The sequence below is a fragment of the Priestia sp. GS2 genome (genome assembly GCF_036409025.1).
Lineage (GTDB): Bacteria > Bacillota > Bacilli > Bacillales > Bacillaceae_H > Priestia > Priestia aryabhattai_A.
Genome location: NZ_JAZGJX010000001.1, coordinates 2,292,960 through 2,305,411, shown reverse-complemented (window position 1 = coordinate 2,305,411; position 12,452 = coordinate 2,292,960). Strand labels below are relative to the sequence as shown.

At 35.9% G+C, this 12,452-nt stretch carries 12 protein-coding genes; 11 read left to right on the top strand and 1 reads right to left on the bottom strand.

The features are described from left to right. The 3 genes from V2145_RS11915 (at position 1) to V2145_RS11905 (ending at position 2,600) form a co-directional block, all read left to right on the top strand. Positions 1-678, top strand: coding sequence for a response regulator transcription factor (locus V2145_RS11915; protein ID WP_131886928.1), 678 nt, complete (start codon positions 1-3; stop codon positions 676-678). A 127-nt stretch (positions 679-805) separates the two neighbouring features. Further along, complete coding sequence (locus V2145_RS11910; RefSeq protein ID WP_311858509.1) at positions 806-1,378, top strand: YdhK family protein; 573 nt, start codon at positions 806-808, stop codon at positions 1,376-1,378. Positions 1,379-1,514: 136 nt separating this feature from the next. Then, a complete protein-coding gene (locus V2145_RS11905) occupies positions 1,515-2,600 on the top strand; it encodes a peptidyl-alpha-hydroxyglycine alpha-amidating lyase family protein (protein WP_330987778.1) in 1,086 nt (361 codons plus the stop codon). Positions 2,601-2,626: 26 nt separating this feature from the next. On the opposite strand, the gene V2145_RS11900 is transcribed toward V2145_RS11905, so the two are convergent. Beyond that, positions 2,627-3,367, bottom strand: a complete 741-nt coding sequence (locus V2145_RS11900; RefSeq protein WP_311858506.1) for an SDR family NAD(P)-dependent oxidoreductase — start codon at positions 3,365-3,367, stop codon at positions 2,627-2,629. Between the two features lie 110 nt (positions 3,368-3,477). Between V2145_RS11900 and V2145_RS11895 the strand changes: the two genes are divergently transcribed. The 8 genes from V2145_RS11895 to V2145_RS11860 all read left to right on the top strand — a co-directional run bounded on the left by V2145_RS11895 (position 3,478) and on the right by V2145_RS11860 (position 12,355). Beyond that, positions 3,478-4,314, top strand: a complete 837-nt coding sequence (locus tag V2145_RS11895; protein WP_330987777.1) for a LysR family transcriptional regulator — start codon at positions 3,478-3,480, stop codon at positions 4,312-4,314. 460 nt (positions 4,315-4,774) lie between these two features. Further along, entirely contained in the window at positions 4,775-5,011 is a 237-nt protein-coding gene (locus V2145_RS11890) for a hypothetical protein (RefSeq protein WP_330987776.1), read from the top strand. A 184-nt stretch (positions 5,012-5,195) separates the two neighbouring features. After that, entirely contained in the window at positions 5,196-5,984 is a 789-nt protein-coding gene (locus tag V2145_RS11885; protein WP_330987775.1) for a sugar phosphate isomerase/epimerase family protein, read from the top strand. Between the two features lie 18 nt (positions 5,985-6,002). Beyond that, complete coding sequence (locus tag V2145_RS11880) at positions 6,003-7,100, top strand: Gfo/Idh/MocA family protein (RefSeq protein WP_210608471.1); 1,098 nt, start codon at positions 6,003-6,005, stop codon at positions 7,098-7,100. A gap of 73 nt (positions 7,101-7,173) precedes the next feature. After that, positions 7,174-8,082 (top strand): sugar phosphate isomerase/epimerase family protein, encoded by a 909-nt coding sequence (locus tag V2145_RS11875; RefSeq protein WP_330987774.1) that lies wholly within the window; start codon positions 7,174-7,176, stop codon positions 8,080-8,082. A 256-nt stretch (positions 8,083-8,338) separates the two neighbouring features. Further along, positions 8,339-8,731 (top strand): C-glycoside deglycosidase beta subunit domain-containing protein, encoded by a 393-nt coding sequence (locus tag V2145_RS11870; protein WP_210608469.1) that lies wholly within the window; start codon positions 8,339-8,341, stop codon positions 8,729-8,731. Between the two features lie 29 nt (positions 8,732-8,760). Beyond that, entirely contained in the window at positions 8,761-9,750 is a 990-nt protein-coding gene (locus tag V2145_RS11865; protein ID WP_330987773.1) for a sugar phosphate isomerase/epimerase family protein, read from the top strand. A gap of 91 nt (positions 9,751-9,841) precedes the next feature. Next, positions 9,842-12,355 carry a GH39 family glycosyl hydrolase gene (locus V2145_RS11860; protein ID WP_330987772.1) on the top strand — a complete coding sequence of 838 codons (2,514 nt, stop codon included), beginning with the start codon at positions 9,842-9,844 and terminating at the stop codon, positions 12,353-12,355. The last annotated feature ends 97 nt before the right edge of the window (positions 12,356-12,452 follow it).

The window sequence follows — 12,452 nt, the reverse complement described above, 5'->3', positions numbered from 1 at the left end:
ATGACTGCGATTTTATTAGTAGATGATGAAGTGAGAATGCTGGACTTATTAGAACTGTACTTAGCTCCACATGGTTTTTCATGCATGAAGTGTGAAGATTCTACAAAGGTAGAAAAGCACCTAAACAACAACCCAATGATTCAGCTAGTACTACTCGATTTGATGATGCCTAAAAAAGACGGTTGGACAGTTTGTAATGAAATTAGAGCTAAGTTTAGAGTCCCCATTATTATGCTGACTGCTAGGGATCAAACGGAGGATGTTGTAAAAGGTTTAAATAGCGGAGCGGATGATTATATTACAAAACCGTTTAGTGAAGAAGAGTTACTGGCTCGAATACAGGCTGTATTGAGAAGAACCGGTGTAGAAAAGAAAGAGGTTTCCTATAAGGAGCTTCACGTAAACGAAGAAAGCAGAGAAGTTATTTATGAAGGTGAGAGTATTTCAATGACCAAAACAGAATTTGAGTTACTTTGTTTATTTTTAAAGCATCCCAATCGTGTCTTTCCTCGTGAAGATTTGGTTACGTTGATTTGGGGCTATGACACAGAAATTGAAGGGCGAACGGTTGATTCCCATATGCGTAATCTCAGGGAAAAGCTTAGAAGCGCTGGCTTTCCAATTGAGCAACACCTTCAAACTGTGTGGGGAGTGGGATATAAATGGGACGTTCCATAAATAATCGCATCTTAAATTGCGTTTCTTCATAAAATCTGCACATTTCTTTTTTACACTAAACGTATATCGTTAAACCATTCGTAAAAAACTAGTGAGCGAATGAGAAAATTGTAAAAGAGGGATGAAGATGAAAAGATCACTATTTCTGATTGGGCTAGCGGCAATGCTTGGTTTAGCAGGATGTGCAGGAAACAAAGATGAGAGCAAAGAGATGAATTCAGAAGATAATCAAAAACAAGAACAAAAAGAAGAAGATCATGCACATATGAATCACTCTAGCTCAGGTGAAGTACCAGAAGGTTTACAAGAAGCTAAAAGCCCAACGTATAAAGTCGGAAGTAAAGCAACGCTGATAACTGATCATATGCCAGGGATGAAAGGTGCAGAAGCAACCATTGTCGGTGCATATGATACAACAGCATATGTGGTATCTTACACGCCTACAAACGGCGGAGAGAAGGTAACGAATCATAAGTGGGTCATTCAAGAAGAAATAAAAGATGCGGGTGAAAAAGAGATACCAGCAGGAACAAAAGTAGTTCTTGAAGCAAATCATATGGAAGGCATGGAAGATGCAGAAGCAACGATTGATTCTGCTGAAAAAACAACGGTATACATGGTCGATTATATGTCTACAACTGACGGTGAAGAAGTGAAAAACCATAAGTGGGTGACAGAAAGCGAGCTTACAAAAGAATAAAAATAACAAAGCATAGGTTGAACCCTATGCTTTTTTTCTACGCCTTAGGTCTGAGTATAATTTCAAACCTATGACTTTGGAAAAAGTGTTGAAAACTGCTTATACTAATTAAGGAGTAAGCAAGGAGGAAGACAATATGAAGCACAAAAAGAAAATCATCACGGGCCTAGTACTAATAGGAGGAATCACTTCACTTCTACTGTTCTTTTCAGTGGGCAAAGCAAAAACCATCTATAAAGAAGCGCCTGTTACGATAGATATACCACAAATGTATGAAACCAATATCGTTTGGCCTGTGGAAGCAAAAGATAAAAAAACAGCTGGTGAAGCAAGTGGTGTAGCAGTTGATTCAAAAGACAATATTTATTATCTTCACCGAGCAACGGCTACATATGGAAATGATGAAGTAATTAATAAAGACACGGTTGTCGTGCTGGATGCTCAAACCAAGGAAGTCAGAGATACGTGGGGAAAAGGTTTATTTAAGTCTCCACATGGCTTAGAAATTGATAGCGAAGACAACGTTTGGATAACGGATATTTCTCAAAATAAGATTTATAAGTTTTCGCCTGAAGGAAAACTGTTAGGTACATTTGGGTCGGACTATCCGTTTTATATGGAAGCGGCTCTTCGAATCCGAAACGTCCTTCCGAAGTTTCCAACAGGAATGGATGAATATACCTTTGCGAGACCAACGGATGTAACTGTATTAAAAGATGGATCTTTCGTTGTGAGCGATGGCTATCGTAATCGCCGAATTGTAAAATTTGATCAAAACGGAAAATTCATTTGGGAAAAGAATTTGCTTGGTAACAAAGACGGTGAATTTAATTTACCTCATGGTATTAGCCATGACGAAAACGGGAATCTCTACGTTGCAGATCGAAATAATGCACGTATTCAAGTGTTCGACAAGGACGGTAACTTTCTTGATAGCTGGAATTCTAAAGAGTTAGGAAGACCGTTTGGCGTCGAGGTTGGTGATGACGGGAACGTTTATGTAGCGGATGGAGGTAACAGCTTATATCCAGAAGGAGGAAAAGGGTCTCATCAAGTCGTGGTGTTAAATACAAACGGTGAAGTTATTCAACGCTTTGGTTCGTGGGGAGAGAATAAAGGTCAGTTAAAAATCCCTCATGATATTGCTGTTAACAGCAAGGGAGATATTTACGTAGCAGAGCTAGAAAACAAGCGTTTACAGGAATTTAAGAAGAAAGATTAGCTATGGAGTAGGTCTCCATAGCTTTTTTAGGTAAGTGTTTGTCCATTATCAATTGTGACTACCTGCCCTGTAATAGATGGTTGAGTGAGCATAAATAAAATGCTGTCAGCAATTTCTTCAGGTGAGGATATACGCTGAAGCGGTAAATGCCCTGCAAGCTCATACATCTTTTCTTCATACCCAGTCCACCAAGGTGTATCAACAGCTCCAGGTGCAATACAGTTTACACGAATATGAGGTGCAAGTGTAACTGCGAGGGACTTTGTCATTGTATGAATAGCAGCTTTTGTTGCAGCATACGGAATAGATGAACCAATTCCAGTTACTCCAGCGACGCTTCCAATATTGACAATGGACCCACCTTTTTTCATATAAGAAACAGCTTCTTGTACGCAGTGAAACATTCCTTTTACGTTGGTCTTGTATAAAGAATCCCATATTTCACCAGAAGCTTTTTGTAAGTCATTCATTGCAATTTGACTGGTGATACTTGCATTATTAATTAAACCATCAATGTGCCCAAATGCGTGTACAGTTTGCTGAATCATTTTACGAACGTCAGATTGACTAGCTACGTCTGCTTTTGAAAGAATGGCTTTTCCTCCTAGTGTTTGAATACGTTTTTGCAGTATTTCCGCTTCTTTTTCTGAACTTCGATAATTAATAACGACTTTTGCGCCAGCTAGTGCAAGCTTTATAGCAGTTGCTTTTCCAATCCCGGTCGCGCCTCCAGTGATAATAAAAACTTTATCTTTTACATTTTCCACGTGAATCATCCCCTTCTATAGAAATGATTATATCTCCCCGGTAAAAATTAGTATAATAGTTATAAATAATACAGATATCATTTTAACTAATATCAAAGAGGAGAGCGGATATGGAAAGCAATGATTTAAAGATTTTTAAAGAAGTTGCAGAAAACAAATCGATTTCAAAAGCAGCAGAACAGCTAGGTTATGTTCAGCCTAACGTAAGTCAACGAATCAAGGTATTAGAAAACGAATTAGAGGTTTCATTGTTTAAACGAACGAATAGAGGTGTAAAGTTAACGAAAGAAGGAGAGATTCTAATTGACTATACAAATCGGATTTTAACCTTAATGAATGAAGTTAAAGATACGTTAGCAAGTGAAAAAAGCGAAAAAACCTTGACAATTGGAGCATCGCAAACTGTTTCAGCAGGTAAAATCCCACAGCTTATTACCGATTTTTTAGAAAACTATTCAACCGTTTTGATTAAAGTGAAAACAGCTCAAGAACAAGTGTTAATGAAATGGTTAGAAAGTGGAGATATTGATGGAATGTTTATTAGCGGCAAGTATGAGCCAACTGCTTTCCAAAAGGTCTATACTTATTTTGAAAGCATAGCTATTGTTTCGTTTGATAAAAATGTTCATCAATCAAAAGCGCTTATCGTAAACAGTGATTTAAATTGTGTATATCGAAAGAAGCTTCTAGCATATGCAAAAAAACATAACCAAGAGAATAAAAAGATAATCGAATTTGATTCTTTAGAAGCGGTAATGCAGGCTGTTCAAAACGGGTTAGGAATAAGTGCACTTCCTTTAAGTTTAGCTAACACAAGAAAAAATGAATGCTTTCATATTCAGCAATTAGTAGAAGGTCCTATTGAAATTCATTTTATCGTTAGGAGAGAACACGAAAAAAGTAAAGGGCTAAAAACTTTTTCTGGATTTTTACGAAACGAAACATAATTTATAAATACGTTGTTTCCCCCTCTAAAATTTGTGATACGCACTAGAATGACAAGTTCATTCAGCGTACAAACTAACAAAAGAAGGAGGCTATTATGACTGAGTAAGTAGTAAAAACAGGACACACGAGATGTTCATTATTGTTGAGCAACATGGTTATTTAAAATTACTTTGGTCGCGTTGTCATACCAATTGCAGTGCCTGCAATTTAAGAATCGTTTCACTTGAAGGCAAGGGAATTAGGAATTGTTTTTTCCATTTATACATATTCATATACAATTATGCAAACCCGTGTAGATAGTTTACTAGACATGTGCGGTATGAAGATTATGTCATCGGGTTTACTCACCGCAATATCTTGGTTAATTGCTACTCTTTTAGGAATTGTAGTTGGGTGACATTAAGTGAATTACGATTGCTGAGCAAAAGTCATTATAACAACGAGAGGTGAAAGACAATAATGCGCATTGTGAAGCCTTCTAAAATACTGATTACTTCTGTGTCTAAAAAGCAAATTACAAATGTCTTATTGTATGATTGTTGTATTGGGACACTAAGTTATGTTCTATTTGGATTTAATCATCGTGGTTTTTTTGCTTTTACAGGCATAGCAGGAAGTATCATCGTACCTATCTTAATGAAGAAGGCCTTTTCTACTTCTTTCTTTAATAAGAATTACATCATCAAAGTTAGATAGTATAAAAAGAGGTTAAAAATCACCCGTTGATTTTTAACCTCTTTTTTTGAAATGAAAAACGAAAAATATATATGTCTAAAAATGCTTCCCCTTTGATTAAGAGTTTGAAAGTCAGATTGACTCAGCTTCGATAAGATATATATAACAAAAGAATTATTGGAAAACAAAGGAGGGAGTTATTTTAATGCTTGAACTCGGTATCATTGCAAAACCAGTTGAAAAAAGCTTTCAATACGCACAGCAAAAAGAGCTTAGCTTTGTTGAGCTATGTATAAATGAAGGGCAAGATGTGTCAGCATTTTATGATCAAAAGGAGAAGTTAAAGCAGTATAAAAAAACCTATAACGTTAATGTTGGTTCGATTGGTAGATGGAAATCGCTACGCATTGACAAAAAGGGGCGCATCATTGAAGAAGAATTAGATAAATGTTTTCAGCTAATTGATGTAGCAAATGAGTTAGAGTGCTCTAACTTCGTATGTGGGTGTAACTATGTGGAGGAGCTATCCTACTATGAAAATTGTACAGCAGCCATTCAGTTTTTCTCACTGTTAATCGAGTACGGGAAACAAAAGGGTGTAGATGTGTCATCTTACAATTGTCGAAAAGGTAATTTTGTTCACAGTCCAGAAGTGTGGAAAATCGTACACGGTCATTTGAAGGAATTAGGAATTAAATTTGATCCATCTCATAGCCGTTACTTTGGAGGAGATTATCTGCAAGAGACAGTGGACTGGGGTCAGCGTTTTAAGCATGTACATTTGAAAGGCTCACTGCTTGTCAATGGAATAAGAATTGATGATCCGCCTGCAGGATTGGATCAAACAGATTGGAAAACATTTGTTTCTTTACTGAGAGTTAAAGGATATTTAGGAGGATTAAGCATAGAGCCTCACTCATCTGTTTGGACCGAAGAATTAGGTGAAAAAGGAATTGATTACACAATTAAATATATGAATGACCTATTAGTGTGACAAAAGGGGATGTTAGAAATGAAAAATGAAAAGTTAAGATACGGATTGATTGGAGCAGGAAGTAACGCTATAAAAAAGCATTTAAGTAACTACTTATTGATTCCAAATGTTGAGCTTATAGCTGTATGTGATGTGAATATCGAGCAGGCGAAAGCTGTAGCAGAGCAATATGGAGCAGACAGCTTCTATCAAAATTATGAAGAAATGATTAAGCTGGAAAAACTTGATTTTGTTAGCGTTTGCACACCTAATTCTCTGCACGCTGATATTGCTGTTTACGCATTAGAACATGGTGTACACGTACACTGCGAAAAGCCGTTAGCTATTAATGGTGCAGAGGCACAGCGAATTGTTCATGCGAAAAATCGAGCCAAAAAAAAAGTGATGGTGGGCCTTAATAACCGCTTTACGAACGAAGCGGTCTATTTAAAAAAATTTATTGATGCAGGTCACTTGGGAGAGATTTATAAAGCTAGAGCAGGATGGATTAGAAGAAGCGGGATACCAGGCAGAGGTACTTGGTTTACAAATAAACAAGTAGCAGGTGGGGGGGTTATGATTGATTTAGGGGTCCATTATTTAGATTTGGCACTATTTTTGATGGGAATGCCTAATCCATCATACGTTTCAGGAGCCATTCATCATCACTTTAATCAAACCACAACGCGTAACCGAAATGGTTACCAGGGAAATCCAAAAGGTATCTTTAACGTAGAAGACAGCGCAAGTGGCTTTATTGGTCTTGAAAGAGGCGCCACTATTCATTTTGATTTTAGTTGGGCGTCTAATATTGAAGAAGATCAAACGTTTATTGAATTAGCCGGTTCAAAAGGAGGAGCTACGATTATCAACGGAGAGTTGAAAATTTACTCAGAAGTTTTAGACACTTGCGTAGATATTTTGCCTAAGCTTCCTACTTCACATAAATTGATGAATGAATTTGAGCATTTTATTAGTGCCATTAAGAAACAAGGTGATTTAATGGCTCCAGCTGAACACGGTGCTTATATGATGAATATAGTTGATCATTTTTATGAATCAGCCGCTAAGCAGCAGCCAATCTTTTTTAAAGAAAACAAAAGTCAGTTTAAAGTCGCATCATCGACGTATGGATAAAGGCGATGACGTGCTATAAAAAGCGTTACCACTACTATACAGTGAAAAATTAAACGTGAAGAGGAGTTATTTTATGAAACTAGGTTTTAACAGTGCAATTTTGAATGGCTGTACATTTGAAGAAGTAATTGATTTTGCAGCGGATAATGGTTTTTCTTGCGTTGAACTTTGTGCTTGGCCAAGAGGAAAAGCGCTTCGTAAATACGCAGGAGTAACGCATATCGACGTCGATCTTTTAGATGTAGACTATATTAAAAATTATACCGAGGCAAAAGGAGTTCGTATTTCAGCTATTGCTTATTATCCTAATCCTTTAAGTGATGATGAAGAAAGGAACTGTCATGCAATTGCTCATATCAAAAAGTGTGTTGAAGCGGCTCATAAGCTTGATATTAACTTGGTAAATACGTTTATTGGAAGAAATCAGTATCAGACAATAGAAGAAAACTTACTTGTTGTAAAAGAAGTATGGAAGCCTATTGTTGAATTTGCGGAAGAGCTAGGGGTGAAAATTGCAATTGAAAACTGTCCAATGCTGTTTACTGGAGATGAATGGCCAGGTGGACAAAATTTAATGACAACACCAGCTGTTTTTAGAAAAGTATTCGAGCTCATTCCGAATCAAAACTTTGGCTTGAATTTTGATCCGTCTCACTTTGTATGGCAGCAAATGGACTATATAAAGCCAATCTATGAATTTAGAAATCGAATTCACCATGTCCATTTTAAAGATATTAAGATATATAAAAATCGTTTGGATGAGGTGGGCGTAATGGCAACCCCTCTTGAATATATTTCTCCGAAGCTTCCAGGGCTTGGTGATGTTGATTGGGGGAAATATATCTCGGCGTTGACTGATATTGGTTACTTCGGCTATGCAGTTATTGAAGTTGAAGATAAAGCGTTTGAAAGCTCTTTAAAAGCAAGAAAAGACTCTATTAATTTAAGTAAAAATTATTTAAAACAGTACTTTCCTTACTAAGAGTTGACCATGTTTTTCACCAAGAGTATTCAGCCAATCTCTAAAATCAAGATAGGAAAAGACTGAGTGAATGGAGTAATAATATAACAATAAGAATATTATTTGGAGAAATCGATTGTTGTCACGGCAAAGTAGTCAAGGTTATCTATAAGGGATGCTTTTCAATTCTTTGCTACTTTTCTAAAGCGTTTACAAAGTTTGATAGAAGCAAATGTGAAATAACCTAGCATATGGTGTAGATGGGGAGGAACGGTTAATGTTTGAACAATACATGATTTGTGAAGACGGTTTTAAAAATGTGAAAGAAAACAATGAGGTAATTGGTTTTGAGATTCAGCTACGCATTCCTTATTATAGAGGAATTGCCCTTTCTCTTATTAACAGCATTGATTTAAAAATTGATGAAGTAGAGATTCCGCATAAGGATTTGGTGTTTAAAATAGAAACTGGAGAATTTCCTTATGAAGAGCTACCAACCGTTATTAACAATCGCTGGGAATTTGGAGAAAAAGCAAGATTATTCGTTGCTAAACAAGGTGGATTAACAGAAGGTGCACATGAAATAACTGTAAATATAAGCTTGCGAATTTCATATTTGCCTTGGCCGAATATAGGAGAAGATACAAAGGAACTTGTACTTGCTAACTAAAATGATAATAGAAATTTGGAGGGATAAATATGGGGGAACAAGGGCTTATTAAAAGAGGTGTTTCTTTATATAGCTATCAAGAAGAGTTTTATAAAGGAGAACTAACGCTTGAGCAATGCATTGCAGAGGTATCTAAGACGGGTGCAACGGGAATTGAGCTTTTACCTGAACAAATGATAAAAAGATTTCCAAAGGTAACGGATGAATTTGTAGATACTTGGTTTGGGTGGATGGACCATTATAAAGTAGAACCCGTAGCATATGATGCATTTTTAGATAATAAATTGTTTGCAAATCGTTCACTCACCTTAGAAGAAAATGTAGAGATGATGATAAGAGATTTAAAACTAGCTAACAAATTAGGGTTTTCGATACTAAGAACGCTCGTTTCCACTCCTCTTGAGGTTGTTCAAAAAAGTCTTCCGTACGCAGAAGAGTACGGAGTGAAAATAGCGCTCGAAGTTCATGCACCATTTACGTTTGGTACCCCGTGGTTTGAGGAAAGGATGAACTACATCACTGACAGTGGAACAAAGTGGTTTGGAATTATGCCTGATTTAGGAATCTTTGTAAAAGAAATTCCGCCGGTTATGGAGCAACGGTATATAAGAGATGGTGGAACACCTGAGATTATTAAATTTGTGAGTGAAAGATACGCACAAGGGATGGATAAAGATGAAACGTTAGCAAACGTACAAGCAATGAAAAATGCAAATGAAGTTGATCGTAACTACGCTGAGTTTGCTCGACACCTGGTCTATACAGATCCAAACATTTTGAGGGATTATATTCCTTATATCATGCATGTTCACGGAAAATATTACGATATTACATCTGATTTGAAAGAACCAAGTATACCATATAAGGATATTGTTCAAGTTTTACAAGATGCTGGGTATAATGGATATATTAACAGCGAATATGAAGGGAATCGACATATTCAAGACTATGCCCAAGTAGATAGTATAAAGCAAGTTAAGAATCATCAAAAGCTCTTAAAAAGCTTAATAGATTCATAATAATAAATGCAGAGAAACTGCTCAGAAAGCAGTTTCTCTCTTACATGTAAACGATAAAAGGATGTAAAAGATGTTTGCTGGAGGTTATCTTATGATTAGCACTAAACCGTTGCAAAAGCCAATTGATTTAAAACTAATTGATATTTTTACTATGCAAGAAAGAAGCGTTTTGAATCATGCACATAAAGAAATTGAGTTAATCTATGTTGTGAAGGGAACGTTAGATGTCAAAGTTAGAGAGAAACTGTATCAATTAAACGAGCAGGATTTCCTCATTGTGAATTCTAATGAACCACATTCTTTAATGTCCAATGCAGATAATTTGTTTAGCATCATGCATTTTAATTACCTCCAATTATCTTCTTTATTGTCTCAGGAAAATATACAATTTACCTGCAATTCAATTGAAAATCCTCAGAAAGAAAACCAAAAGCTGTGCTTAATCATTGAAGAGTTACTATCTGTTTATCTAAAGCAACCTCATTCGTCAGTAGTGGAGGTGTTAGAAAAAACACTTAAATTGGTTTCAAGGTTAGAATCGTTTTACTTAGAGAAGCAAGAGAGTTTACTAGTTGATGTTGATTCCGTAGACAAAGGAAATAGTCAAAGGCTGAGTGAAATATTAGAATATGTTCGAGCACATTTTCGAGAGCCGCTATCTTTAGAAGAAGTAGCAAGCGTTCAGTATATTACTGTTCCCTATTTATCTAAGTTTTTTAAAAAACAAACAGGCAAGACATTCTCTCAATACGTAAATAAAGTTCGATTAGCCTATGCAGTTAACGAATTAACGTTAACTGATAAGTCAATTACGCGAATTGCTTTAGATAATGGCTTTCCTAACCTAGCAGCTTTTAATCGTGTTTTTACAGAGCATTATCATGAAAAGCCTATCGATTATCGAAAAAAGAAGCTCTTAGATAAGAAAAGCGAAGAAACAAAGATTATAGTGGAGGAAGCACAGGACACACAGAAGACGGTGAGAGAACTAAAGCACTATTTACGTACTAACGCAGCGTCTCAAGTTCATTTTGATCTCCTTGAAAATTCAGTGCAAGAAGTATATACGGTTAAAGCAGAAAAAGCTCAGGCCTTTACTAAGTATTGGAATAAAATGATTAACTTAGGATACGCAACCGATTTGTTAAGCTCAGATATGCAGGAACAAGTAGCGCTTTTACAAAAAGAGTTGAGCTTTACATATGGAAGGTTTTGGGGGGTGTTCAGCGATGAGATGCATATTGAAGACTATTCAACTGAACAGGTCAGCTATAATTTTTCTAATGTGAACAAGGTGTTAGACTTTTTAGTGAATCATCGCTTGAAACCTTTTATAGAATTAGGACCGAAGCCAAAAATCCTCTCTAAAAAATTTAATGACTCGCTTTTTTTGCAAAGAAGCAGTGAAAAAAATCCAGAAGATTGGAGAGGTTTAATTAGAGCGTTTCTTTTCAACTGCATCGAGCGATATAGCGTTGAAGAGGTTGAAAGTTGGTATTTTGAAATTTGGAGTCATGAAATTGATCCCATACAGGAACAAGAAAAAGAACGTTCAGAGACAACAAAGCGACACGATCCCAAACAGTTTGAAGAATATTTTCAGCTATTTAGCTATTTGAAAACAGCGATTAACGATATTATTCCAAGAGCTAAAGTAGGTGGGTGTGGCTTAACGATGGATGTTGAAAAAGAAAAGCTTAATTTGTTTCTTAGAGAATGGCACAAAAAAGACGTGCACCCAGATTTTTTATCCATTTCTCTTTATCCAATTGAAGTTGACCGGAAAACTACCAAAGTAAATAAACAAAACGTACTATCTGTGAATCCTAATTATATGGAACATAAAATTCAACAAGTAAAACATGCTTTAGGAAACTCAGGTTTTCAAAACCTTGAATTAAATGCTACTGAATGGAATATTTCTATTTCAAATCGAGAACTATTAAACGATAGTTGTTTTAAAGCCACATACATTACCAAAAATATAATAGATAATTTAAATGGGTATATTAATATAATGGGCTACTGGATGTGTTCGGATATTTTTAGTGATTTTAAGGATGCGAGAAGCTTAATTTATGGTGGGGCTGGATTATTAACAAAAAGCGGAATTCGAAAGCCAAGCTATCATGCCTTTACATTATTAAAACAATTAGGAGAGATTTTAGTTGCTAAAGGCGAAAATTATATTGTAACGAAAAAATCAGGAGATCGCTATCAGGTTTTGTGCTTTAATTACAAGCATTTTGACTACGCATATTACCTATCTCCAGAAGGAACAACAACAATTAATGAGCAATATAGCATTTTTGAGAATAATGAGGACTTGAATATTTCAATAGAAATACAAGGAGTGAGTAACGGAACGTATCGAATTAAAGAGCGCAAAGTTAACCGTCATTACGGAAGTGTATTAGATGAGTGGCTGAACTTTGGCTCAGTTGATGATATAAAACCTGACGAAGTAGAATACCTAAAGCAAAGGTGTGCTCCTTATATGTCGGTTGGACATGATACGATTGGAAATCATGCGATCAAGCTGAATGGAAAGCTAAAGCCGCACGAAGTAAGACTTTATGAAGTAACGTTATTAATTAGAGGTTAGAATCTATCTATAAGATTCTAACCTTTTTTAGCTAAGAAATTTTTAGTCAACTTTAATACTAGTTTAAAAATTAAGTAGTCTTTTTTAACCTTCCTGT

Coding starts and splice junctions, on each gene's coding strand:
- V2145_RS11885 (WP_330987775.1), top strand. CDS start 5,196: ATGCTTGAACTCGGTATCATTGCAAAACCAGTTGAAAAAAGCTTTCAA.
- V2145_RS11905 (WP_330987778.1), top strand. CDS start 1,515: ATGAAGCACAAAAAGAAAATCATCACGGGCCTAGTACTAATAGGAGGA.
- V2145_RS11895 (WP_330987777.1), top strand. CDS start 3,478: ATGGAAAGCAATGATTTAAAGATTTTTAAAGAAGTTGCAGAAAACAAA.
- V2145_RS11915 (WP_131886928.1), top strand. CDS start 1: ATGACTGCGATTTTATTAGTAGATGATGAAGTGAGAATGCTGGACTTA.
- V2145_RS11890 (WP_330987776.1), top strand. CDS start 4,775: ATGCGCATTGTGAAGCCTTCTAAAATACTGATTACTTCTGTGTCTAAA.
- V2145_RS11870 (WP_210608469.1), top strand. CDS start 8,339: ATGTTTGAACAATACATGATTTGTGAAGACGGTTTTAAAAATGTGAAA.
- V2145_RS11865 (WP_330987773.1), top strand. CDS start 8,761: ATGGGGGAACAAGGGCTTATTAAAAGAGGTGTTTCTTTATATAGCTAT.
- V2145_RS11860 (WP_330987772.1), top strand. CDS start 9,842: ATGATTAGCACTAAACCGTTGCAAAAGCCAATTGATTTAAAACTAATT.
- V2145_RS11880 (WP_210608471.1), top strand. CDS start 6,003: ATGAAAAATGAAAAGTTAAGATACGGATTGATTGGAGCAGGAAGTAAC.
- V2145_RS11875 (WP_330987774.1), top strand. CDS start 7,174: ATGAAACTAGGTTTTAACAGTGCAATTTTGAATGGCTGTACATTTGAA.
- V2145_RS11910 (WP_311858509.1), top strand. CDS start 806: ATGAAAAGATCACTATTTCTGATTGGGCTAGCGGCAATGCTTGGTTTA.